17 protein-coding genes, 2 tRNA genes, 3 rRNA genes and 1 other RNA gene are annotated in these 24,046 nt (G+C 53.8%); 10 read left to right on the top strand and 13 right to left on the bottom strand.

From position 1 onward, the window contains the following. Positions 1–173 precede the first annotated feature (173 nt). Positions 174–3,719, top strand: a complete 3,546-nt coding sequence (gene nifJ / locus ACZ46D_RS02965; RefSeq protein ID WP_464928553.1) for a pyruvate:ferredoxin (flavodoxin) oxidoreductase — start codon at positions 174–176, stop codon at positions 3,717–3,719. A 110-nt stretch (positions 3,720–3,829) separates the two neighbouring features. Next, the gene (locus ACZ46D_RS02960) at positions 3,830–5,068 is read left to right on the top strand and encodes an LL-diaminopimelate aminotransferase (protein ID WP_464928552.1); all 1,239 of its coding nucleotides are present in this window, start codon (positions 3,830–3,832) and stop codon (positions 5,066–5,068) included. A gap of 81 nt (positions 5,069–5,149) precedes the next feature. On the opposite strand, the gene tyrS is transcribed toward ACZ46D_RS02960, so the two are convergent. From tyrS to larB, 12 genes are all read right to left on the bottom strand, one after another. Next, a complete protein-coding gene (gene tyrS / locus ACZ46D_RS02955) occupies positions 5,150–6,367 on the bottom strand; it encodes a tyrosine--tRNA ligase (protein ID WP_464928551.1) in 1,218 nt (405 codons plus the stop codon). A gap of 86 nt (positions 6,368–6,453) precedes the next feature. Continuing rightward, positions 6,454–8,013 carry a ribonuclease Y gene (gene rny, locus ACZ46D_RS02950; RefSeq protein ID WP_464928550.1) on the bottom strand — a complete coding sequence of 520 codons (1,560 nt, stop codon included), beginning with the start codon at positions 8,011–8,013 and terminating at the stop codon, positions 6,454–6,456. A gap of 474 nt (positions 8,014–8,487) precedes the next feature. Beyond that, a non-coding RNA gene (gene ssrS / locus ACZ46D_RS02945) (6S RNA) lies at positions 8,488–8,669 on the bottom strand. A gap of 12 nt (positions 8,670–8,681) precedes the next feature. Continuing rightward, entirely contained in the window at positions 8,682–8,963 is a 282-nt protein-coding gene (locus ACZ46D_RS02940; protein ID WP_464928549.1) for a cell division protein ZapA, read from the bottom strand. 60 nt (positions 8,964–9,023) lie between these two features. Further along, a complete protein-coding gene (locus ACZ46D_RS02935; protein WP_464928548.1) occupies positions 9,024–9,341 on the bottom strand; it encodes a cell division protein ZapB in 318 nt (105 codons plus the stop codon). A gap of 218 nt (positions 9,342–9,559) precedes the next feature. Next, entirely contained in the window at positions 9,560–10,582 is a 1,023-nt protein-coding gene (locus tag ACZ46D_RS02930; protein WP_464928547.1) for a bifunctional UDP-N-acetylglucosamine diphosphorylase/glucosamine-1-phosphate N-acetyltransferase GlmU, read from the bottom strand. A gap of 113 nt (positions 10,583–10,695) precedes the next feature. After that, a 5S ribosomal RNA gene (rrf, locus tag ACZ46D_RS02925) occupies positions 10,696–10,812 on the bottom strand. 152 nt (positions 10,813–10,964) lie between these two features. Further along, a 23S ribosomal RNA gene (locus ACZ46D_RS02920) occupies positions 10,965–13,923 on the bottom strand. A 177-nt stretch (positions 13,924–14,100) separates the two neighbouring features. Beyond that, positions 14,101–14,176, bottom strand: a tRNA-Ala gene (locus ACZ46D_RS02915). A 45-nt stretch (positions 14,177–14,221) separates the two neighbouring features. After that, positions 14,222–14,300 (bottom strand) — tRNA-Ile (locus tag ACZ46D_RS02910). Positions 14,301–14,414: 114 nt separating this feature from the next. Beyond that, a 16S ribosomal RNA gene (locus tag ACZ46D_RS02905) occupies positions 14,415–15,976 on the bottom strand. The 16S, 23S and 5S rRNA genes sit together here with 2 tRNA genes alongside, the layout of an rRNA operon. A 477-nt stretch (positions 15,977–16,453) precedes the next feature. Further along, positions 16,454–17,239 carry a nickel pincer cofactor biosynthesis protein LarB gene (larB, locus tag ACZ46D_RS02900; RefSeq protein WP_464928546.1) on the bottom strand — a complete coding sequence of 262 codons (786 nt, stop codon included), beginning with the start codon at positions 17,237–17,239 and terminating at the stop codon, positions 16,454–16,456. Between the two features lie 182 nt (positions 17,240–17,421). On the opposite strand from larB, the gene ACZ46D_RS02895 reads away from it, so the two are divergent. From ACZ46D_RS02895 to ACZ46D_RS02880, 4 genes are all read left to right on the top strand, one after another. Then, positions 17,422–18,342 (top strand): 50S ribosomal protein L11 methyltransferase, encoded by a 921-nt coding sequence (locus ACZ46D_RS02895; protein WP_464928545.1) that lies wholly within the window; start codon positions 17,422–17,424, stop codon positions 18,340–18,342. Positions 18,343–18,447: 105 nt separating this feature from the next. Continuing rightward, on the top strand, positions 18,448–19,239 hold the full coding sequence (locus tag ACZ46D_RS02890) for a 16S rRNA (uracil(1498)-N(3))-methyltransferase (protein WP_464928544.1): 792 nt from the start codon (positions 18,448–18,450) through the stop codon (positions 19,237–19,239). After that, positions 19,215–19,664, top strand: coding sequence for a D-aminoacyl-tRNA deacylase (gene dtd, locus ACZ46D_RS02885; protein ID WP_464928543.1), 450 nt, complete (start codon positions 19,215–19,217; stop codon positions 19,662–19,664). Before ACZ46D_RS02890 ends, dtd begins: the two co-directional genes overlap by 25 nt. Positions 19,665–19,818: 154 nt before the next feature. Then, positions 19,819–20,505, top strand: a complete 687-nt coding sequence (locus ACZ46D_RS02880) for a PilZ domain-containing protein (protein ID WP_464928542.1) — start codon at positions 19,819–19,821, stop codon at positions 20,503–20,505. A 139-nt stretch (positions 20,506–20,644) separates the two neighbouring features. On the opposite strand, the gene ACZ46D_RS02875 is transcribed toward ACZ46D_RS02880, so the two are convergent. Then, the gene (locus ACZ46D_RS02875) at positions 20,645–21,112 is read right to left on the bottom strand and encodes a DciA family protein (RefSeq protein ID WP_464928541.1); all 468 of its coding nucleotides are present in this window, start codon (positions 21,110–21,112) and stop codon (positions 20,645–20,647) included. Between the two features lie 147 nt (positions 21,113–21,259). Between ACZ46D_RS02875 and ychF the strand changes: the two genes are divergently transcribed. From ychF to ACZ46D_RS02855, 4 genes are read left to right on the top strand one after another with little or no spacing between them, the layout of a single operon-like run. Continuing rightward, positions 21,260–22,354, top strand: coding sequence for a redox-regulated ATPase YchF (gene ychF / locus ACZ46D_RS02870; RefSeq protein ID WP_464928540.1), 1,095 nt, complete (start codon positions 21,260–21,262; stop codon positions 22,352–22,354). Between the two features lie 21 nt (positions 22,355–22,375). After that, positions 22,376–23,266, top strand: a complete 891-nt coding sequence (locus tag ACZ46D_RS02865) for a DUF4438 domain-containing protein (protein ID WP_464928539.1) — start codon at positions 22,376–22,378, stop codon at positions 23,264–23,266. Positions 23,267–23,303: 37 nt separating this feature from the next. Continuing rightward, positions 23,304–23,855, top strand: a complete 552-nt coding sequence (pyrE, locus tag ACZ46D_RS02860; RefSeq protein ID WP_464928538.1) for an orotate phosphoribosyltransferase — start codon at positions 23,304–23,306, stop codon at positions 23,853–23,855. A gap of 20 nt (positions 23,856–23,875) precedes the next feature. After that, the gene (locus ACZ46D_RS02855; protein ID WP_464928537.1) at positions 23,876–24,046 is read left to right on the top strand and encodes a dual CXXC motif small (seleno)protein; all 171 of its coding nucleotides are present in this window, start codon (positions 23,876–23,878) and stop codon (positions 24,044–24,046) included.

The raw sequence follows: 24,046 nt of genomic DNA, 5'->3' as shown, positions 1-24,046 counted from the left end.
GCACAAAGGGGTGCAGCCCTAAAAGTTTAGGAGCCGTTAAAAAACAACCTGTACAGTCTTGACCATTTCGTTACGGCTCCTTATGCCGTTCACGGGATAACAATCGTTCAAGTTATTTTTTAACGACGGCTTCCACCGTTATCAACCCAAGCAGAATGGAAGGAGATGAGTCTATGTCCCGGAAAATGGTCACCATTGATGGTAATCAGGCATGTACCCATGTGGCCTACGCCACCAGCGAGATCATCACGATCTACCCCATCACCCCCTCTACTCCCATGGCGGCGGAGTCCGACACCAAATCAGCCTCCAAGCAGGAGAACATCTGGGGCTCCATTCCGGTTGTCACCCAAATGCAGTCCGAGGGCGGTGTGGCCGGGGCTCTGCACGGCAGCCTGACCACCGGCGCACTCTGTACCACCTTTACCGCTTCCCAGGGATTGCTCCTCATGATCCCCAACATGTACAAGCTGGCCGGTGAACTGACCCCGACCGTCTTCCATGTTACGGCCCGCTCCCTTGCTTGCCAGGGGCTTTCCATCTTCGGCGACCACAGCGATGTCATGGCTGCCCGCCAGACCGGCTGGGCCATGCTCTGCTCCCAGAACGTCCAGGAATGCCAGGATATGGCCTTGATCTCCACCCAGGCCGCCCTGCAAAGCCGCATCCCCTTCATGCACTTCTTCGACGGCTTCCGCACCTCCCATGAGATTCAGAAGGTGGAGCAGCTCACCTTCGACGACATGCGCAAGATGATCGACGAGGATCTGATCATCGAACACCGTCAGCGCGGCCTCTCCCCGGACCGGCCCATGATGCGCGGCACCGCCCAGAACCCCGACGTCTACTTCACCGGCCGCGAGACGGTGAACAAGTTCTACAGCGCCACTCCGGGCATTGTTCAGAAGACCATGGACAAGTTCGCCAAGCTCACCGGCCGCAAGTACCATCTCTTTGATTACTACGGCTCCCCGGATGCCGAGGACATCATCATCATGATGGGCTCCGGCGCCGAGACCGTTATCGCCACGGTGGAGCATCTGGCCAAGAAAGGCAAGAAGCTCGGTCTGGTCATTGTGCGTCTCTTCCGTCCCTTTGATTCGGCCGCTCTGATCAAGGCGTTGCCAAAAAAGGTAAAACGCATCACCGTGCTCGACCGCACCAAGGAGCCCGGCGCTGCCGGCGAGCCCCTCTATCTTGACATCCGCGCCGCCATCGGCGAGGCGGTGGAAGCGGGCGCCCTCAAAAAGTCCCCCAGCATCCTGGGTGGCCGTTACGGCCTCGGCTCCGCCGAGTTCACCCCGGCCATGGTCAAGGCGGTGTTCGACAACATGGCCGCCAAAAAAGCCAAGAACAACTTCTGCGTCGGCCCCGATGACGATGTGGCCAAGACCAGCCTCAAGTACAATCCCGCCTTCGACATCGAGGGCAAGGAAGTCTACCGGGCCATGTTCTACGGTTTGGGCGCGGACGGCACCGTTGGCGCCAACAAGAACACGATCAAGATCATCGGCACCGAGACCGCCAACAACGCCCAGGGCTACTTTGTTTACGATTCCAAGAAATCGGGATCCATCACCACCAGCCATCTGCGTTTCGGCAAGAACAAGATCGTGGCCCCCTACCTGATCAACAAGGCGAACTTCGTGGCCTGCCACAACTTCACCTTCCTCGACAAGTACGACCTGCTGGGCAACATGGAGACCGGCGGCACCTTCCTCCTGACCACCACCTTCAACAAGGACCAGGTCTGGAAACAGCTGCCCTCCGTGGTCCAGAAGGATCTGATCGAGAAGAAGGCCAAATTCTACATCATCGACGCCATCACCCTGGCCGAGGCCATCGGCCTGGGCGCCAGGATCAACATGATCATGCAGACCGCCTTCTTCCTGATCTCCGGCATTCTCACCAAGGCCGAAGCCATCAAGGCCATCAAGGACGCGATCAAGAAAACCTACGGCAAGAAAGGCGACAAGGTCGTCAACATGAACTACGGCGCGGTGGACGTGGCGGTGAACAACATCGTCGAGGTGAAGATTCCCAAGACCGCGGGCGGCCATGAAAAACCGCCCGTCGTCCCCGTTGACGCCCCGGCCTTTGTCAAGGAGGTCACCGCCAAGATGATCGAGGGCAAGGGCGACCAGATCAAGGTCTCCCAGATGCCTTGCGACGGCACCTGGCCCACCGGCACCACCCAGTACGAGAAGCGCAACATCGCGGTACACGTGCCCGAGTGGATTCCGGCCAACTGCATCCAGTGCGGTCGCTGCTCCCTGGCCTGCCCCCATGCCGCCATCCGGATGAAAATCGTCAAGGCTCCCGACCTCAAGAAACTGCCCAAAAACATGAAGAGTGTCGATGCTGTCGGCGCCCAGTTCAAGGGAAGCAAAACCATCATTCAGGTCTTCACCGAAGACTGCTGCGGCTGCACCCTCTGTGTCGATGCCTGCCCGGCCAAGGAAAAAGCCCTGAAGATGATCGAAAACACCGAGGCAGTCCGCACCCAGGAAATACCCAATGTCAAATATTTCCTGAACCTGCCCGAGGTCGCGAACAAGGAAATCGATCCTTCCACGGTCAAGGGCAGCCAGCTGATCCGGCCCCTGTTCGAGTTCTCCGGGGCTTGCTCCGGTTGCGGGGAAACACCCTATATCAAGCTGGCCACCCAAATGTTTGGCGACCGAATGATGATTGCCAACGCCACGGGCTGCTCCTCGATCTACGGCGGCAACCTGCCCACCACCCCTTACTGCAAGCGGGCCGATGGTCGCGGACCTGCCTGGGCCAACTCCCTGTTCGAAGACAACGCCGAATTCGGCCTTGGCATGCGCAACACCGCGAACAAATTCGCAGCCCAGGCCGCCGAGTTGTTGGAAAAAGCGGTGGCGGAAAAACTCATCACCAAGAAAATGGCTGAAGAGATCACCACCGCCCCACAGAAATCCCAGGATGAAATCGAGGCGCAACGCGGTCGGGTTGCCAAACTGAAGGACGCTCTTACCAAGAGCAAGTCTGTAATCGCCAAACGGCTCCTGCCGGTGGCAGACTACCTGGTGAAAAAATCTGTCTGGATTTTCGGTGGTGACGGTTGGGCCTACGACATCGGTTACGGCGGTCTGGATCATGTGCTGGCCTCCGGCGAGAACGTCAACGTCCTGATTATGGATACCGAGGTGTACTCCAATACCGGCGGCCAGATGTCCAAATCCACCCCGCGCGCAGCCACGGCTCAGTTCGCCGCCGGCGGCAAGAAGATGCCCAAGAAGGATATCGGCATGATCTTCTCCACCTACGGCAACGTCTATGTGGCCAAGATCGCCCTGGGCGCCAACCCGACCCAGGTGGTCAAGGCGTTTGCCGAGGCAGAGGCCTACGATGGCCCCTCCCTGATCATTGCCTATGCTCACTGCATCAACCACGGCATCAACATGGCCAAGGGATTTGACCAGCAGAAAAAAGCGGTAAATTGCGGCCACTGGCCCCTGTACCGCTACAACCCGGAGCTGGAGGAGCAGGGTAAAAACCCCTTAACCATCGACAGCAAGGCGCCGTCCATTCCCTTTGCAGAATACGCCTTGAACGAGAACCGCTACCGGGCCTTGAAGATGATGAATCCGGAACATGCGGACGAGCTGATGGCCATGAGCCAGAAGGACGTGGAGAAATCCTGGAAATTCTTGGAAGGCCGCGCCAAGGCTCTGGAGCCGGTAAAGAAGTAAAACATGGCTTGACCAAGTCCTGTTTGGGAATCCTGCCTTGCCTTGCAAGGCAGGATTTTTTTTGATGCAGTGACCCTGGAATTTAGGGTCTGGAATATGCAGGAGGGAACATGACCTTAATAAACGAAAACTATCTCAAACTCAAAGCAGGCTATCTCTTCCCGGAAATCGGCCGGAGAGTAAAATGGTTTACCGACGCCAATCCCGATGCCAAGGTGATTCGCCTCGGCATCGGCGACGTCACCCAGCCGCTTGCCCCGGCAGTGATCAAGGCCTTTCATGACGGGGTTGACGATCTGGCTCGGGGAGAATCTTTCCACGGCTATGGGCCAGAACAGGGCTACGACTGGCTGAGCAAGATCATCATTGAAAAAGCATACCAGCCGCTGGGCGTGGATCTTTTGCCCTCGGAGGTCTTCATCTCGGACGGCTCCAAATGCGACAGCGCCAATATCCTCGATATCTTTTCCCTGACAAATAAGGTCGCCATCTGTGATCCGGTGTACCCGGTGTATAACGACACCAATGTCATGATCGGCCGAAGCGGCGAGGCGGACGACAAGGGCTACTACGAGGGGCTGGTCTATCTACCCTGCACCGAGGCAAATAACTTTACCCCGGCCATCCCCAAGGAAAAGGTCGATATTATCTATCTCTGCTACCCCAACAACCCCACCGGCATGGTGGCCACCAGGGCAGAATTGCAGGCTTGGGTGGACTATGCCAATGCCCAGGGCTCGATCATCTTTTTTGACGCAGCCTACGAGGCCTATATCACCGAGCCGGGCATACCCCACTCCATCTACGAGATCGAGGGAGCGAAAAAGTGCGCCATTGAATTCCGCTCCTTCTCAAAAACCGCTGGTTTTACCGGGGTGCGCTGCGGCCTGACCGTGGTGCCTGAGCAACTCACCTCCCTTACCGCAGGCGGCGAAAAAGTGGGCTTAAACAAACTCTGGAATCGCCGGCAATGCACCAAGTTCAACGGGGTTTCCTATCCGGTGCAGCGAGCCGCAGCCGCAGTCTATTCGGAAGAGGGCTGGCCCCAAGTGCAGGAAACCATTTCCTTTTACCTGGACAACGCCCGCCTCATTCTGGAGGGGCTGAAAACGGCGGGTATCACCTGCTACGGCGGGGTGAACGCCCCCTATATCTGGCTGAAGACGCCGGGGGGGCTGGCAAGCTGGGATTTCTTCGACAAGCTGCTCACCGAATGCCATGTGGTGGGCACCCCGGGCAGCGGCTTTGGGCCCAGCGGCGAAGGCTATTTCCGTCTCTCCGCCTTTGGCTCGCGGGAAAATGTGCAGGAGGCGGTACGCCGGATCCAGGAAAAATGGGGCAAAAAATAAGGGCAAAAAAACCGGCCAACAAAAAAGGGGAGTCGAAATAATCGATTCCCCTTTTTTGTTGCCTTTCGTACCCTGTGAAATCTAAGTAAATCTCACCTTGCAAAAACGCCGCTTGCCGACCTTCAGGATGATTTCGCCTTGGGTCGCCACGCGGTGCTCGATGTCACTCACCTTATCGCCATTGAGGGAAACCGCATTCTGCTGGATCATCCGGCGCGCCTCGCCGGTGCCGCTGACCAACTGGGCATCCACCAGAAGCTTGGGCAGCCAGATTCCTTCCGCGCTGGCCGAGAAAACAACCTCGGCCATATCCTCCGGGTTATCGTGCTGGCTGAAGATCTTCTCAAAATTCTCTTCCGCCCTCTGGGCTGTCACCGCATCGTAGAACCGACCCGTGAGTTCGCGGGCCAGCTGCTGCTTGACCGCCTTGGGATGCACCCTGCCTGCCTGCATCTCTGCCTGGAGAGCACCGATCTGTTCTTCGGCAAGATCGCTGAGCAACTCGAAATACCGAAACATGAGGGTATCGGAAACCGACATGGTTTTCCCATAGATGTCCTCGGCCTTTTCCGTAATGCCGATGTAGTTTCCCAGGGACTTGCTCATCTTGTTGACCCCATCGAGACCTTCGAGCAAAGGCATGGTAATGACCACCTGGGGTGCCTGCCCCCAAACCCGTTGCAGATCACGCCCCATGAGCAGATTGAACAACTGATCGGTGCCGCCGATCTCCACATCCGCCTTGAGGGCAACGGAATCATAGCCCTGGATAAGGGGATAGAGGAATTCGTGGATGCTGATCGGCCGCTCATTTTCAAACCGGACCTTGAAATCCTCCCGTTCAAGCATGCGTGCCACGGTCAGTTGCGAGGCAAGCATGATGAAATCCTTGGAAGTAAGCTTATCCAGCCAGGTGCTGTTAAAGACGACCTTCGTTTTTTCCGGATCGAGAATTTTAAAAATCTGCTCTTTGTAACTTTCGGCGTTTTTCTCCACCTGTTCAACGGTCAAAGGCTTTCTGGTCTCGGATTTCCCAGTCGGATCCCCGATCATGCCGGTGAAATCCCCGATCAAAAAATTAATTTCATGCCCAAGGTCCTGAAAATGCTTTAATTTCTGAATAAGAACGGTATGGCCCAGATGGAGATCCGGCGCAGTCGGATCAAAACCAGCTTTGATCTTCAAGGGCGTCCCGGTCGCTTGCGATTTCTCCAGTTTTTTCACAAGATCTGCCCTGGAAATAACGTTAACCGTGCCGCGCTCTATCAGCTCTACCTGTTTTTCAATTGATATCTTCATGTGGTGATCAATGGTTGGATGGTCCAGCAAAAAAAATGCTGCGGGAATCATTTGTTCTCAGATTCCTGCAGCATTTCGAATAGGTATTATTTGGCGTATTCCACGGCCCTGGTTTCCCGGATTACAGTGACGCGAATCTGCCCGGGATAGGTCAACTCCTGCTCGATCTTCTTGACAATGTCCTTGCTGACGATCATTGCCTCAGCATCGCTGATCACCCCGCTGTTAACGATGATCCGGACCTCACGGCCAGCTTGAATGGCGTAGGACTTCTCCACTCCCTTGAAAGAATTGGCGATCTTTTCAAGATCCTCAAGCCGCTTGACATACGACTCCAGCATTTCCTTCCGCGCCCCGGGCCGGGCGCCGGAAAGGGCATCAGCAGATTGCACGAGGACATCAAGAATTCCATCCGGCGCGACATCTTCATGATGGGCGGCAATGGCATGCACGATAACCGAGGATTCCCCGTATTTTTTAGCCAAATCAGCACCGATGCTGGCGTGTGACCCTTCAATCTCATGATCCGCAGCCTTGCCGATATCATGCAACAATCCGGCCCGTTTTGCCCGTTTCACATCAATGCCGAGCTCGGCTGCCATAACTCCGCAGAGAAAAGCGACTTCCAGGGAATGCTGCAGGACATTCTGACCATAACTGGTCCGGTATTTAAGGCGCCCCAGCAGCTTGATCAACTCCAGATTGACGCCATGGGCGCCCACATCAAAGGTTGCCTGTTCCCCTGCCTCCCGCATGGTCACATCAAGCTCCTCGCTCACCTTTTCCACAATCTCCTCGATTCTGGCGGGATGAATGCGGCCATCGGTGATCAAACGCTCCAGGGACTGACGGGCAATTTCACGCCGGACAGGATTGAATCCGGAAAGGATGACCGCTTCCGGGGTGTCGTCGATAATAATATCGATCCCGGTTGCGGCTTCGATAGCCCGGATATTCCGGCCTTCACGACCGATGATCCGGCCTTTCATCTCCTCATTTGGCAAGGGCACAACGGAAACAGTTTTTTCCGCGACATAATCGCCGGCATAGCGAGAAATGGCCAAGGCGATGATATCCTTTGCCTTTTTATCAGCAGTGATCTTCATTTCATTTTCAATCTTGACCACCATCTTAGCGGCTTCCATCCGCGCTTCACTTTCGATGCTGTCCGTAAGCTGTTTTTTCGCTTCCTCGCGAGATATTCCGGAAATTTTTTCAAGCTGAACCCGCTGTTCTTCAATAACGAGATCAATCTCTTTTTGACGACGAGCCAGGAGTTCTTCCTCTCGGGAAAAAGACTGTTCCTTTTTTAAAAAATCCATCTCGCGCTTGTCCAGAAACTCCATCTTCTTTTCAATCTGTTCAAGCTTCTGGATGAATTTCTTCTCCTCCTCAAGAACATCCTTCTTGAGCGCCTTGATGTCCCTTTCTGCTTCCTGCCTCAGAGCAAAGGCTTCATCCTTGCTTTGCAAAACAGCTTCTTTTTTAATTTGCTCTGCTTCAGCCAAGGCATTTTCAATGAGCTTGCGTCCCTGCGCCTCAAGATTCTCCGTGCGATCTTCAAGAAATTTCTTGCGCACCAGAAAGCCAAGGCCAACTCCACTGCATATGCCAAGTACAATCGCTAATATTATCTGTACAGTCACGGGGACAACCTCATGTCAAATTTATCTAAAAAGCCCGCACAATCCCCTTCGGGAACATGCCACGCTCGAATGCCTAAAAGGTGTGGGGAAGGAATATGCAAACCTTAACTGTCAGGCCCGCAAAAAACCACCAACCCTTATGTCTAAACCGGGGAGGGATCAGGAGGAAACAAAAACGGAAAAAAAGGACTGCTTCAGGTGTAAATCTCTTGTCTTGGCAACAAATCCTCAAACGACTGTTTTTTCAATATCAATATAATATCTCCCCATCTCTCCGGAGAGTTTTTCTGTCGTATGATGCAAACAAGTGACCTGAACCACAATCCCATGCACAGTTCCCACTTGGGGAAAATCGGCAACCACTACCGTTCTCGCATCCTCTTGAGGGGCAGAATATATTAAATGTTTATCTGCCTGCCCAATATTATGTAAATGCCCATCCAACCCTCTGATGGGGCAGTATAACAAACAAGCAAATCCCCCGCCTTTGAAGTGTCCGGCAGTGACATCGAACCTAACTGCGTTAGGTGGGCGGTACCTGTATTCCTATTAAGGAATTCCACCGAAATGGATTCCTTTCCAGAAACAGCAAGGTCGCCCTCAATCTCAATGTTGGCTCGAGACACTCTCCCAGATCACTAACAAGGCAGGGGAAATCTCTGTATCACCTAAAAATTCTTCTCTATTTTCTCGCTGAGCAGGCTTATTTTTGCCTCAACCCGGTGCTTATATTCTTCGTGTTCTCTTTTCAATTTGACATACTTACCTGCGATGTTCAAGCTCGTTAAGATACCAAGCTTATTCGCCGGCAAAACATGCTGAGAGGCTTGCCCAGCATTTTCCAGTTGCGTTTTCACCAAAGACAAAATTTCCTGCACATCTTTTTCCGGGGCATCAGTATAGAGCGGATACTCCTGGCCAAGCACTTTAAAGGTGACCAATCGTTCCACAATGCACCATTAATGAAAGGGTTAACAGAATAACTCCCTGAAAGCAATATATTTCCACAATCAGTTGCCTACCAGGACTCCTTGCACAGGCTCAGAAGGCCCCTTGCCAAGAACGGGCGCTGAAGATAACGGCTCCGTCACGATTGCCGCAGATTTCTCCCATTTTTCAATGGATCCGAGCAGACCGGAAACCCTTTGGTGGATATTCTTCTTCTCATCCTTCAGGCGCTTGACCTGCTCCTCAAGCTCCTTCTTATCCTGCTCCAGGCGGGCAATATCGGCTTGCAATTTTATCTTATCCCCCTGCACTGAATCGAGACTCTGCAACATTTTCTCGACGTTACCCTCAAGTTTCTTCAAATCTTCCTCATATTCCATACAAAACTCCTCTTTTCTCAAAAATAAGCGAGATGGATAGAACTTACCCACAGAAAAGCCAACGTTCCAGAATACAGACCGCAAGCAAAAAAACAAAGACACCTTCTTTCAGTAACTGCCAGACGGAATAGAAATTTACTCCTTCGGAAAAACGAAAGTCAAGCCCTTTATCCGGAAAAGAAAGGTCCTTACCACAACCTCAAAAACATATCCGCCACTTACGGGATTTTTATCTCAATGGTATGTGGGGCAACCGTACTCCAAGAAGGGATATTGGCCTGTTGCAAATGAGTAAAAGAACCAATGCGCACACAATCCCCAATCGTACAGTCATCTATTTTCACAAAGGAGTCAATGCGCACACCCGCGCCGATGGTGCATACGCCCATGAGGACGGTATTGGGATATATTACGGAATCTTTCCCGATTGTTACGGTTTTTTCTATGGTAACAGCTTCGGGTTGGATAAGGGTGACTCCGGATTCCATGAGCACATCGAGGTAGCGCCGCTGGAGAACAGAATGGGCTTGCGCCAGTTCACGCCTTGAGTTTACCCCCAAAACTTCCTCACTGTCTGTACAACAAAATTTATGGACATGGATCCCATCGCCGGTGGCAATTGCTACGATATCAGTAAGATAGATCTCGCCCTGCATATTGTCTGTGCCAACTCTTTTGAGCGCCTCAAACAAGAATTGCGCATCGACACAATAAATTCCAGCGTTAATTACCCTAATCTCTTTTTGTGCAGGGCTAGCATCTTTTTCTTCAACAATCTTGACAATGTTTCCAGTTTCATCGGAAACGATTCTGCCATAGTTGTCAGGTTTTGCGACGTTGGTCGTCATCACCGTTAAAAGAGAGGCGCTTTCGATATGCACATGCAGGAATTGCCGAAGCGTTTCGGCTCTAACGAGGGGTGTGTCTCCACAGAGAACAAGCACAGATCCTTTATGAGAACGCAACTCATCCTCGCAGGCTAAAACAGCATGACCTGTGCCCAGTTGTTGTGACTGATGAACAAATGATACGGGATATCCCCGAAGAGATTCTTCAACCAATTGACGCTGATGACCGGTAACAACAATACTTTTCCCAAGAAATAAGGGCTGAAGTGCATCCAAGACATGGTGGATCATCGGAGAAAAGAAGGTTTCATGCAACACCTTGGGGCTATCGGATTTCATCCTGGTACCCTTTCCGGCCGCTAACACAAGACCAACAACAGAAGAATGCTCCATACGCCCTCCCCACCGTACAATACCAGTTTGTTAAACCGCCCAAAGACCATACCCGGGATTTAGGCAAAAAAAAACCCTTCCTTTTGAGGGGAAGGGTTTTACTACAAAAAAAGAATCGGCGGCGACCTACTCTCCCACCAAGCTTCCCTGGCAGTACCATCGGCGCTGAGAGGCTTAACTTCCGTGTGCGGAATGGGAACGGGTGTTACACTCTCGCTATGACCACCGAAAAGCATAATATCTTTTCAGCGCTGACGGATTTGCGGCCGTCAGCTTATACAGCGGTATATAAAAAAACTTAGATAATTGAATATCCGTTTGTAATGTTGTCCCCAATAATAGACCAAGCAATAAAAGATCAAGCGCAACTGTAAAGTAAAAAATGGCCAAGCCGCACGGCTTATTAGTACCAGTAAGCTCCGTGTGTTACCACACTTCCACATCTGGCCTATCAACGTTGTAGTCTTCAACGAGCCTTTAGGGGGCTTATGCCCCGGGATATCTTATCTTGGAGTAGGCTTCCCGCTTAGATGCTTTCAGCGGTTATCCCTTCCGAACGTAGCTACCCTGCTATGCCTCTGGCGAGACAACAGGAACACCAGTGGTTCGTCCATTCCGGTCCTCTCGTACTAGGAACAGCTCTCCTCAAATATCCTACGCCCACATCAGATAAGGACCAAACTGTCTCACGACGTTTTAAACCCAGCTCGCGTACCGCTTTAATTGGCGAACAGCCAAACCCTTGGGACCTGCTCCAGCCCCAGGATGCGATGAGCCGACATCGAGGTGCCAAACCTCCCCGTCGATATGGACTCTTGGGGGAGATAAGCCTGTTATCCCCGGCGTACCTTTTATCCGTTGAGCGACGACCCTTCCATACGGGATCGCCGGATCACTAAGACCTACTTTCGTACCTGCTCGACTTGTCAGTCTCGCAGTCAAGCTCCCTTATGCCTTTACACTCTACGGCTGGTTTCCAATCAGCCTGAGGGAACCTTCGCGCGCCTCCGTTACACTTTAGGAGGCGACCGCCCCAGTCAAACTACCCACCAGACAATGTCCCAAACCCGGATTACGGGTTGTGGTTAGAAGCCTAAAATAATCAGGGTGGTATTTCAAGGTTGACTCCGCAAGAACTAGCGTCCCTGCTTCACAGTCTCCCACCTATCCTACACAAATTATTCCAAACTCCAATGCCAAGCTATAGTAAAGGTGCACGGGGTCTTTCTGTCTTGATGCGGGTAACCGGCATCTTCACCGGTGTTACAGTTTCGCTGAGTCCCTGGTTGAGACAGTGGGGAAATCGTTACGCCATTCGTGCAGGTCGGAACTTACCCGACAAGGAATTTCGCTACCTTAGGACCGTTATAGTTACGGCCGCCGTTTACTGGGGCTTCGGTTCAAAGCTTCGCCTTGCGACTAACATTTCCCCTTAACCTTCCAGCACCGGGCAGGCGTCAGACCCTATACTGCGTCTTTCGACTTCGCAGAGTCCTGTGTTTTTAGTAAACAGTCGCTCCCCCCATTTCACTGCAACCCCCTTCCGCTCCATGAGCAAGTCACTTCACGTTATGAGGGCACACCTTCTCCCGAAGTTACGGTGTTATTTTGCCGAGTTCCTTAACCAGAGTTCTCTCAAGCGCCTTAGGATACTCTCCCTACCTACCTGTGTCGGTTTACGGTACGGTCACTTTATCAACTCACTACGAGGCTTTTCCTGGCAGCATGGGATCAGTCACTTTATTGCGGTAAACCGCATCGTCATCATGCCTCAGCGTTATACAAGGACCTGGATTTGCCTGGGTCCTCCGCCTACACACTTAAACCGGGACAACCAACGCCCGGATGACCTACCCTTCTGCGTCCCCCCTTCGCTCAAACGCTGATAAAATGGTACAGGAATATTAACCCGTTTTCCATCGACTACGCCTCTCGGCCTCGCCTTAGGGACCGACTAACCCTGAGCAGATTAACTTTACTCAGGAAACCTTAGGTTTTCGGCGTGCGGGTTTCTCACCCGCATTTTCGCTACTCGTGTCAGCATAAGCTCTTGTAGGTCCTCCAGCACTCCTTACGGTGTACCTTCTCAGGTTACTACAATGTTCCTCTACCATAACGCTTACGCGTTATCCATAGCTTCGGTAGCATGCTTAAGCCCCGTTGAATTTTCGGCGCAGACCCATTCGATCAGTGAGCTATTACGCTTTCTTTAAAGGATTGCTGCTTCTAAGCCAACCTCCTGATTGTCTAAACAGTTCCACATCCTTTACCACTTAGCATGCATTTAGGGACCTTAGCTGATGGTCTGGGCTCTTTCCCTTTTGACCACGGAACTTATCTCCCGCAGTCTGACTCCCGCACTTGAACTTGACGGCATTCGGAGTTTGATAAGAGTTGGTAATCCTGTGGGGACCCCTAGTCTTGTCAGTGCTCTACCTCCGTCAGTCATCATGCGAGGCTATACCTAAATATATTTCGAGGAAAACCAGCTATCACCGAGTTTGATTAGCCTTTCACTCCTAGCCACAACTCATCCGAACAGTTTTCAACCTATATCGGTTCGGGCCTCCACGAAGTATTACCTTCGCTTCACCCTGGTCATGGCTAGATCACTCGGCTTCGGGTCTACCCCATGCAACTTGTCGCCCTATTAAGACTCGCTTTCGCTACGGCTACACCTTTCGGCTTAACCTCGCTGCATAGGGTAAGTCGCTGACTCATTATGCAAAAGGCACGCAGTTACACTGTCTTGCGACATAGTGCTCCTACTGCTTGTAGACAGACGGTTTCAGGTTCTATTTCACTCGGGTCCCCCCGTTCTTTTCACCTTTCCCTCACGGTACTAGTTCACTATCGGTTACCGGGTAGTATTTAGCCTTGGAAGATGGTCCTCCCAGATTCCCACTAGGTTTCACGTGCCTCGTGGTACTCGGGGACACCCTAGGGTGCTTCAAGATTTCGCATACCGGACTATCACCGTCTGTGGTGGGCCTTTCCATGCCCTTCTGCTATCCATTCGCAATCCCATATCGGGGCCCCACAACCCCGAGCCATAAATGACTCGGTTTGGGCTGTTCCGCTTTCGCTCGCCGCTACTGACGGAATCTCTAAATTGATTTCTACTCCTGCAGGTACTTAGATGTTTCAATTCCCTGCGTTCGCCTCGTTACACCTATGTATTCAGTGCACGATGACCAGGTATAACCCTGGCCGGGTTTCCCCATTCGGAAATCTCCGGTTCAAAGCCTGTTAGCAGCTCCCCGAAGCTTATCGCAGCTTACCGCGTCCTTCTTCGCCTCCCGGTACCCAGGCATCCACCGTCTGCCCTTAGTAGCTTGACCAAAAAACGCTTGATCTTTTATACTCAGCTATATTTGGGTACAACAAAAACAAAATATTCAATTATCAAAGATCTACAAAACAGCGAAGCTGCTTTCATGCAAAATGCATAATAGAGAAGGCAAATTAAACCAAAGGTTTATTTTACCTTCTCCATTTTACACTTCTTTGCCGTAAAATGGTGGAGGTGAACGGGATCGAACCGATGACCTCCTGCGTGCAAGGCAGGCGCTCTCCCAGCTGAGCTACACCCCCCATTTTAACCAACAGCAGATTGCTGTCAGCTGACACTAATCGGCCTGGTGGGCCTAACTGGACTTGAACCAGTGACCTCACGCTTATCAGGCGTGCGCTCTAACCAGAACTGAGCTATAGGCCCGTTCATTTCTCTTCCTTCTTAATGATCATAACAGCGATCATTCAAAACTGAATAGTGAGTAAAAGATGGGGTTGACCAAGTATGTCTTCCTGTTGCCAGGAAGTACATCCTTTTAAAGGAGGTGATCCAGCCGCAGGTTCCCCTACGGCTACCTTGTTACGACTTCACCCCAATTACCGACCATTCCTTGGCAGCCTGCTTCCCGAAGGTTAGCTCAACCGCTTCTGGAACAACCAACTCTCGTGGTGTGACGGGCGGTGTGTACAAGGCCCGGGAACGTATTCACCGTGGCATGCTGATCCACGATTACTAGCGATTCCAACTTCACGCAGTCGAGTTGCAGACTGCGATCCGGACTGAGACCGGCTTTATGGGATTAGCGCCTCATCGCTGAGTGGCTGCCCTTTGTACCGGCCATTGTAGTACGTGTGTAGCCCTAGACATAAAGGCCATGAGGACTTGACGTCATCCCCACCTTCCTCCGGTTTGACACCGGCAGTCCCTCTAGAGTGCCCAACTGAATGCTGGCAACTAAAGGCGAGGGTTGCGCTCGTTGCGGGACTTAACCCAACATCTCACGACACGAGCTGACGACAGCCATGCAGCACCTGTCACCGGGTTCTTTATTGCTAAAGCACTTCTCTGTTTCCAGAAAATCCCCGGGATGTCAAGTCTAGGTAAGGTTCTGCGCGTTGCGTCGAATTAAACCACATACTCCACCGCTTGTGCGGGCCCCCGTCAATTCCTTTGAGTTTTAACCTTGCGGCCGTACTCCCCAGGCGGTGCACTTAATGCGTTAGCTGCGACACAGGAAAGGTCAACACTTCCCCACATCTAGTGCACATCGTTTACAGCTGTGGACTACCAGGGTATCTAATCCTGTTTGCTCCCCACGCTTTCGCGCCTCAGCGTCAGTATTCGTCCAGAAAGTCGCCTTCGCCACCGGTATTCCTCCCGATATCTACGAATTTCACCTCTACACCGGGAATTCCACTTTCCTCTCCGATACTCAAGCCGACCAGTTTCAGATGCACTTCACACGGTTAAGCCGTGGGCTTTCACATCTGACTTGATCGGCCGCCTACGCGCCCTTTACGCCCAGTAATTCCGATTAACGCTCGCACCCTCCGTATTACCGCGGCTGCTGGCACGGAGTTAGCCGGTGCTTCCTCTGCAGGTACCGTCAATCCGCATGGGTATTAACCACACGGCCGTTCTTCCCTGCTGACAGAGCTTTACGACCCAAAGGCCTTCATCACTCACGCGGCGTCGCTGGATCAGGCTTGCGCCCATTGTCCAATATTCCTCACTGCTGCCTCCCGTAGGAGTCTGGTCCGTGTTTCAGTTCCAGTGTGGCGGATCATCCTCTCAGACCCGCTACCCATCGTCGCCTTGGTAGGCCATTACCCTGCCAACTAGCTAATGGGACGCAGGCTCATCTCTACACAGAAACTTCCAAGGAGAGGTCTCCTTTCCTTATGGGTCTTGCGACCCATAAGTGTATCCGGTATTAGCACCCCTTTCGAAGTGTTATCCCAGATGCAGAGGTAGATTACCTACGCGTTACTCACCCGTGCGCCACTCTACTCAGGACCGAAGTCCCTTTCTCGTTCGACTTGCATGTGTTAAGCACGCCGCCAGCGTTCAATCTGAGCCAGGATCAAACTCTCCAGTTAAATATCTTAACAAGCCCCGAAGGTCTCGTTATTCTTCAACAGAGATTCTGATCTCTTTACTGCAATAAAAACTCCCGAAGCCAAAGCTCCGGTTTCTTGGGGCCCATCTTCTACTTTGCTCACTATTCAGTTTTCAATGATCGCTGCACCCCGGAAACCGAGGCTGCCCACTTACTGGGCGAAAAAAACAAGATACTCGAAACACCGGAGCCGGTCAAGATGTTTTATGACGTTTTTCAGAAGCGCTCGTCATGGTGTCGGGTTCTCGTTTCGGGGGCCAAAATAGCCGAACCGCCCACCCTTGTCAACAGCAATAATGCGGAAATCTTCAAAAAACACACAGCCCATGAACCCGCTGGCCGTAACTCGTTGTTTTTCTGCAACGCCTCGAAAAATACTCCCCCCTGCGCCAGCCAAAAACCTTGGCACTTGCAGGCCTCCCTTACAGGAACACCGCAGTTACCACCGAAAAAAACATCACAATCCGCCTGCCCGACCACCCGTAATTTGCCTGATGATACTTGCCGCCATGCACGCGGCACCAAAGCCGTTGTCAATATTAACGACCGCAATCCCCGGAGCGCAGCTGTTGAGCATCCCCAAAAGCGCGGCAATGCCTCCCAGACCTGTCCCGTAGCCAACACTGGTGGGGACCGCGATAATGGGTTTATCCACCAACCCACCGACCACGCTGGGGAGGGCGCCTTCCATTCCGGCGACCACGATCAATACATCTGCCTTGTCGAGAAGATCCCGCCGGGAAAGCAGCCGATGAATTCCGGCCACTCCGACATCGTACAGCCCTTCAACTTCATGCCCCAGGCAGCGCAAGGTAACAAGGGCTTCCTCCGCCACAGGGATATCAGAAGTTCCGGCAGTGAGCACCAAAACCAGCCCTGCGCCGCCATCGGCCCCCGGCTGCTGCGCTTCCATCGGCGCGGTCAGCATCCGGGCTGCCTCATGATACATAAGCCCAGGGATCTCCAAACAAACCGCCGCCCCTTTTTCCTGATCTACCCGCGTGGCCATCACCGCTGGGGAGAACCGGAGCAGTTTTCTCAAAATATCGGCAATCTGACCAGCCGTTTTATTCTCCCCGTAAACCACTTCCGGCACCCCGGTCCGCAGGCGACGGTGATGATCGAGGTGAGCGCAGGAGAGCATCTCGGCAGGGAAGTTTTTCAATTCCGCCAAGGCCTCGGCAACAGAGCACGCGCCGCTGCTCACCTTCACAAGGAGTTCCTGCATCTTTTTTTCATCCATCCCGCGGACCCGATATCATTATATAGATTTAAATATAGACAGGAAACAGCCACAACCATAATCCATGCTGCCTCCTCAACTCACTCTTGCCGGAGGATACAGCATCCAGTACAGTACTTTACTCTGATTCACTTTCCAGCTTATTTATTTACAACCACAATCTCTTCCCCACAGGAAGCCCCATGCCAGCAAAAAGCCCAGCACATCCGCCAAACAAATCGTGGCTCCGGATCACAATCACCGCCAGCGAAACCATCTCCGACCCCATTGCCGATTTCATATGCGAGCAGACCGGCGGAGTCGAGCAGATTCCGGTGGCGTCGGCCAATGCCGCCCAGGAGCAGATTGTCGGCTACCTGGAAAATGGCCCCCACGCCCAGGAAAAGTTGGAGAAAATCACCGAATACCTCCAGGAACTCGCCCACCTCGCCTCAGAAGAAGGCAAAACGCGGCTCGAAACAGAAATCATTGCCGATGAAGACTGGAACAAAACCTGGAAAGAGGGCTTCAAGCCCCTGCCGATCACACCCCACCTTGTCATCAAGCCCACTTGGGAATCATACCAGCCCGGCGTTGGCGAAAAGGTTATCGAGATGGACCCGGGGATGGCCTTTGGCACAGGTCACCACGCCAGCACCAAGCTGGCCCTCGAGTTCGTCGAAGGACTTTTTCATGGCACAAAAACACCGCCCAAAACCGTTCTCGATGTAGGCACCGGCACGGGCATCCTAGCCATGGCCGCCGCCCTTTTTGGCGCCCAAGAGGTGCTGGCCATCGACAATGACCCAGAAGCCGTGGTGGTAGCGGAGGAGAATATCCTGCGCAATCATCTGGCTCCAACCATCACAGCAAATGGTATCCCCCTGGAAGACATTCCCCGGCAATTCGATCTTGTCATCGCCAACATCATCCATGATACGCTCATTGAACTTGCCGCCAGCCTTGCCGCACACCTGGCCCCCAAAGGCAGACTCATCATGGCAGGAATCCTGACCGGCCCCCAGACCGACAATATCCGCGCAGCCTATAACGCTCTCGGCCTGAAACATCAGGAAACTCGGAGCGAAGGGGAATGGAGCGCGCTCCTCTTCTTACAGCCATAAGCCGTTGTTTGAAAAGTGGACCACTGGCTTGCCGAACCCGACATAAGGAGCCGTAATGAAAATATCAAAAAATACAAATTGTTCCGTAACGGTTCCTAAGCACCCATGAGCCTCCGCCGCTTTTTCATAAGCCCGACAGATATCACGGGAAAAACCGCGCAGCTGACAGGCCCGGAAGCCCACCATCTCCGAAGCGTCCTCCGACTTACCCCCGGCGACTCCATTACTTTTTTTGACGGAACCGGTGCACGATACCAGGCCCGCATCGAACACTTCCTCAAAGACCGAGTGACTGCAACCATCACCGGACAAAGCCAGGATCTTCCGCCCAAGGTCCGCCTCCACCTGGGGCAAGCCCTGCTCAAGGGCCAGAAAATGGACCTTATCCTGCAAAAGGCCACAGAATTGGGCGTTGATACAATCTGGCCTTTTTATTCGAAACACGGAATCCACAAACAGCCAAAAGACTCCCAGATGGAGCGTTGGCAGCGCATCGTCCTTGAGGCCTGCAAGCAATGCGACCGAGCCAAGCCGCCGGAGATCCATGCCCCCCGAGAAATAACCGAGCTGATGGCCCAGCCACCGCCTTGCGACGCGCGACTGATCTTCTGGGAAAACGAGACCCGGCAAACACTGAGTGAGGCTCTTGCCGGCCAGGAGAAGGATTGCCGATCCGCATTTTTCCTCCTCGGCCCAGAGGGCGGGTTCAGCGAAGCAGAGATTACCTGTGCCCAACAGGAAGGCTTCGCCCCTGTTTCCCTGGGGCCGCGCATTCTGCGGGCCGAGACGGCAACCCTTGCGGCAACAGCCATCTTGCAATTCACCCTTGGCAATCTCAACCCGATTCACCCGGAAAATCAGGAGAAGCTCCAGTGCGCGCCGTTGTCCAGAGGGTAAGCCAAGCCTCTGTTTGCGTAGACGAACAGATTTGCGGCGTCATCGGGACAGGGCTTCTTGTCCTTCTCGGCGTGGGCAAAAACGACACGGAACAGGACGCAGTGCTCCTGGCCGACAAGATTGCCAATCTACGAATCTTCGATGACGAGCATGGGCTCATGAATCTTTCCCTACTGGAGGTGCAAGGAGAGATACTGGTGGTTTCTCAGTTCACCCTGTTCGGCGATTGTCGCAAGGGAAGACGGCCATCCTATTCCACTGCCGCGCCACCGGCAGAAGCAGCGCACCTCTACGAACAGTTTATCCACGAAATCCGCGCAAAACAAATCACCGTGGCCACCGGCAAATTCCAGGCCATGATGGACGTAACCTTGGTAAACAATGGACCAGTAACCCTGTTGCTTGACACGGAAAAACAATTCTAGTTCTCGCAAGAAACTCTTTTCCCATATTTTTTCAGCCCGTGCTTTACAAGTGTTGCAAATATAGCTATATAATGCTTCGCATTTATGCTCCACGGGTGACTTAAGTTTGCGCCCCGAAGATCATTCACCATTCCTGCCCAAGGGGGGGCATTGCATGCAAGAGCTTTGGTCCGATGACCCGAAGGTCATTGGAGAAGAAATCATCAGGCTTGTTGGCCAGCGAATCTCTGTAACCCTTTTCCAAAAAGGGATAAATCCGCAAAAGATCACGCCTGCCGAGATATTCACCAAAGAAACAGAACCCCTTATTCTTTTCGCCAAAGACGCTCCTTTCCAAGCCCCAAAGGAGCCCTGCCTGCTCCTGTATCAACACCAGAACCAGCCCATGCGGGGCTTCTACACTACGCCCGTGCTGGAAACAACCACCGAACTGGGAGTGCTCTTCCCGGCATCCATTATTACCGTCCAACGGAGAAGATATCCCCGCTATGTGACAAGCCCCCGCTCCGTTGCGACCTTCACCCGCAAGGCAAGCCAATATCTCAATCATGGCACAATAAAGAATATCTCCATTGAGGGCGCAAGATTGATGGGGAAATTTTCCGAACACATCCAGAAAGGCGACAAACTCAGCCCGGTCAGCATGACCCTCCGTTTACGCTTTGGCGATTTCGAAGAAAAAGCTACCGCCCCGGAAGCCATTGTCCGCCGAGTTATCGAGATTGACCACGAGACTAGGGAATTCGGCATCCATTTCACGCTCAAGGGCACGGACAAGGAAAACCTCGAACGCTACCTTGCCATTTGCTCCATCGAAAATTCCCCGCCAAACGCGACCTGAAAACGCTGAACCCCGTTTTTCCCCCCGCCCCACGCACCTAAGATTACCAACGGCACAGCACATCTCCTCAGCAGATTACCCTGCGCGAGCATGACCTCCGAACACACTAAGGCCCTGCAACTTTCATCGCCCAAAAAACTTACCGGTGGGCTTTTCGCCACAGAGCAAGCAAACGGGTGCGCAATTCCGCATCGCCGATGGCGCCGATCATCCGCTCAAAGCCCTTCTGCTCCTCGGGGTCAATCGGCGGCGGAGAAGCAACCGGCGGCGGGACATCCGCCACCATCTTTTCTTCGCCCAGGACAGCGTCTATCTGGAAACGGATATCGCTTATCTTCTCGTCCCCCCGCACATTGGCATTGATCTGTTCAAGCAACGCCTGCTTTTGCAGATGAAGCTGCTGCATCCAGACCGAGTCGGAAACCGCGATCCAGAGCACCGTGCCCCGAATCACCTGCGGCGCGGTCCGTTCCGCGATCTCCGGGCCGACGACCTGCACCCAGTTGCGAAACACCGCGTGCAGAGCCAAACGCTTATCCCATTGCCTTTTTTTAAACAGCTCGGCAAACAGGGAATCTATCCGGGTGATTTTTTCGGGAGCCGCCATGGTCTTTGTGCCTGAGTGAGGGGGATTTAGTGCCTCGATTGTAAACAACCCTTGCCGCATTGCAAAGAAATCATTATATACTGCTCACAATTTCCGGTCATTTCCTGACTACTTTTTTATTGACCCGTACCAATAAGGACTTTCCCCATGGGCTTTCGCTGTGGCATCGTCGGCCTGCCCAATGTCGGCAAATCGACCATCTTCAACGCCCTCACCTCGGCAGGCATCGAGTCGGCAAATTATCCGTTCTGCACCATCGAACCCAACATGGGCATGGTGCCGGTTCCGGATACCCGGCTCGACATCCTTGCCGAGATGGCCAAGACCAAGGTCAAGGTCCACGCCCAGATGGAGTTCGTCGATATCGCCGGGTTGGTGAGCGGGGCAAGCAAGGGCGAGGGCTTAGGCAACCAGTTCCTCGGCCATATCCGCCAGGTGGATGCCATCGCCCATGTGGTCCGCTGCTTCGTAGACGAAAACATCGTGCATGTGGACGGCAGCATCGACCCCCTGCGCGACCGGGAGGTGATCAACACCGAGCTCATCCTCTGCGATCTCGACACCGTGACCCGGCGCATGGCCAAGACCGCTTCCCAGGCGAAATCCGGGGATGCGGCCTACAAGGCGCAGCTGGTTGTCCTGGAAAAGCTCTACGCCCTGCTCAATGACGGCAAACCGGCGCGGACTATCGAACTTGACGATACGGGTCAGAAACTGATGAAGGAGCTCTGCCTGCTCACTGCCAAGCCCGTGCTCTATGTGGCCAATGTCAGCGAGGCGGAGATCAATACCGGCAACCAATGGGTGGATGCGCTTCGCAAGGTAGCGGCGGAAGAAAACGCCTCCGTGGTCATGATCTCCGGGGCGATTGAAGAGGAGCTCAGCGCTCTTGAGCCGGCCGAGCGCCGGGATTTCCTGGCCGATCTCGGCCTTGAGGAACCTGGGCTCAACCGGTTGATCAAGGCCGGCTACGAGCTGCTGGGGCTGATCAACTATTTCACCGTGGGCGAGAAAGAAACCCGGGCCTGGACCATCAAGCGCGGCACCAAGGCCCCGCAGGCCGCCGCGGTTATCCACACCGATTTCGAACGCGGCTTCATCCGGGCCGAGGTCATCTCCTACGCGGATTTCGTCGCCTGCGGCGGCGAGGCCAAGGCCAGGGAAAAAGGATTGCTGCGGTTGGAAGGCAAGGAATATGTGGTGCAGGACGGCGACTGCATGAATTTCCGCTTCAACGTCTAGCAGCACAGGGGACGCACAACGATGATCAAAACCAACACGGAACAGCTGGTCTGCCAGTCGGTGATCGGCGAGATCACCTCGCCCCAGGGCGGGATCAACCCTTACCGGGTCAACCCGGACGGGCATTCGGATGTCTACCCCGGCGTGGGCGGCATCACCTACAACCTGCGGATCGGGGATCTGGCCGGAGAGAAATTCGGCGACCATGTGGAGCCTGCGGTTTCCATCAGCAACTTCACCCAGGTTCAGGGGCAGCCCGGCCCCAACCGAGCCCTGAACCAATTTTCCTGCGTGGGCAATGTTGCCCGGGTGGTCTCCGGCGACGCCAAGGGCGAAACCGGCCGGGTGACCGGCAAGCACGGCGGCATCGAGCATGTGCTGGTGGATTTTTCCCCGGAGGTGTTGGAACGGCTCACCATCGGCGACAAGATTCAGATCAAGGCCTGCGGCTGCGGGATGAGCCTCCCGGATTTTCCCGGGATCAAGGTGATGAACCTGGACCCGGCCCTGCTTGCCGCCATCCCCTTTAAAAAACTCAAGGATGGCAGGTTGCAGGTTCCGGTGACCCACACCGTACCCGCCAAGATCATGGGCTCCGGCATCGGCGCTTCCCACAGCCACAGCGGCGATTACGACATCCAAATGTTCGACCAGACCATTGTCAAGGAATACGGCCTGGCCGACCTGCGGCTGGGAGATTTCGTCGCCATCCTGGATGCGGACGCCACCTATGGCCGGATTTACAAAACCGGCGGCGTGGTGATCGGCATTGTTGTTCACGCCAGCTGCGTACTGGCCGGACACGGCCCAGGGGTGATGATCGCCATGACCTCGAAAGACGGCCTGCTGGAGCCAAAAATCAGCGCCAAGGCAAACCTGACCACCTATTTTGCTAAGATGCCCAAGATTTAATAAGCCCCGCGAACCATACACAACAAGAGGATCCTCCGTGAACAACAGGGAACAACTCAAACAACTGCTGCTGACCAAATCGTACCGCCACGGGAAGTTCAAACTCTCCTCCGGCAGGGAATCGGATTTCTACATCGACGGCAAACAGACCACCCTGTCCGCGGAAGGGGCATACTTCTGCGGGAAGCTGATCTTCGAGATCATCCGCAACAACCCGGAAAAAATCGACGCGGTGGGCGGCATGACCCTGGGCGCCGACCCTCTGGTCACGGCGGTTTCGGTGGTGAGCCATCTGGAGCAGGACCCCATTCCTGCCTTCATCGTAAGAAAGGAATCCAAGGGCCATGGCACCGGCCAGTACATTGAAGGGTTGAGCAACATGCCTCCGGGCTGCACCGTTGCCCTGCTGGAAGACGTGGTCACCACGGGCGGCACCCTGCTCACCGTAATCGAGCGGGTTGAGGCAGCGGGGTTCAAGGTAGGGCTGGTGGTGACCGTGGTGGACCGGCTGGAAGGCGGCGCAGAGGCGCTGGCCGAGAAAGGCTACCACCTGGAAGCCATCTTTACCCGGCATACCTTGTTGCAGTAGGGTACAAAAGGATCAACACAATGCAGTGCAAGAAATGCAAGGGCAGGCTGGAAATCGCCCGGTCCTGCGGTCGGGTGCGGATGCGGTGCGGCAAATGCGGCCATGAATACCAGATCCACGAGGTGGCCGACCAGCTGGACGCGGAAACCGAAGAACTTCTCTCCCGCTGGAACTGCATCATCTACGACTGA

The sequence above is a fragment of the Thiovibrio sp. Mzg5 genome (assembly GCF_055379285.1).
This window is presented reverse-complemented; position numbering and strand designations above follow the sequence as displayed.

Excerpts from the sequence above, each read along its gene's own strand:
- nifJ (WP_464928553.1), top strand. The coding sequence starts at position 174 with ATGTCCCGGAAAATGGTCACCATTGATGGTAATCAGGCATGTACCCAT.
- ACZ46D_RS02960 (WP_464928552.1), top strand. The coding sequence starts at position 3,830 with ATGACCTTAATAAACGAAAACTATCTCAAACTCAAAGCAGGCTATCTC.
- tyrS (WP_464928551.1), bottom strand. The coding sequence starts at position 6,367 with ATGAAGATATCAATTGAAAAACAGGTAGAGCTGATAGAGCGCGGCACG.
- ACZ46D_RS02935 (WP_464928548.1), bottom strand. The coding sequence starts at position 9,341 with ATGGAATATGAGGAAGATTTGAAGAAACTTGAGGGTAACGTCGAGAAA.
- ACZ46D_RS02930 (WP_464928547.1), bottom strand. The coding sequence starts at position 10,582 with ATGGAGCATTCTTCTGTTGTTGGTCTTGTGTTAGCGGCCGGAAAGGGT.
- larB (WP_464928546.1), bottom strand. The coding sequence starts at position 17,239 with ATGGATGAAAAAAAGATGCAGGAACTCCTTGTGAAGGTGAGCAGCGGC.
- ACZ46D_RS02895 (WP_464928545.1), top strand. The coding sequence starts at position 17,422 with ATGCCAGCAAAAAGCCCAGCACATCCGCCAAACAAATCGTGGCTCCGG.
- ACZ46D_RS02890 (WP_464928544.1), top strand. The coding sequence starts at position 18,448 with ATGAGCCTCCGCCGCTTTTTCATAAGCCCGACAGATATCACGGGAAAA.
- ACZ46D_RS02880 (WP_464928542.1), top strand. The coding sequence starts at position 19,819 with ATGCAAGAGCTTTGGTCCGATGACCCGAAGGTCATTGGAGAAGAAATC.
- ACZ46D_RS02875 (WP_464928541.1), bottom strand. The coding sequence starts at position 21,112 with ATGGCGGCTCCCGAAAAAATCACCCGGATAGATTCCCTGTTTGCCGAG.
- ychF (WP_464928540.1), top strand. The coding sequence starts at position 21,260 with ATGGGCTTTCGCTGTGGCATCGTCGGCCTGCCCAATGTCGGCAAATCG.
- ACZ46D_RS02865 (WP_464928539.1), top strand. The coding sequence starts at position 22,376 with ATGATCAAAACCAACACGGAACAGCTGGTCTGCCAGTCGGTGATCGGC.
- ACZ46D_RS02855 (WP_464928537.1), top strand. The coding sequence starts at position 23,876 with ATGCAGTGCAAGAAATGCAAGGGCAGGCTGGAAATCGCCCGGTCCTGC.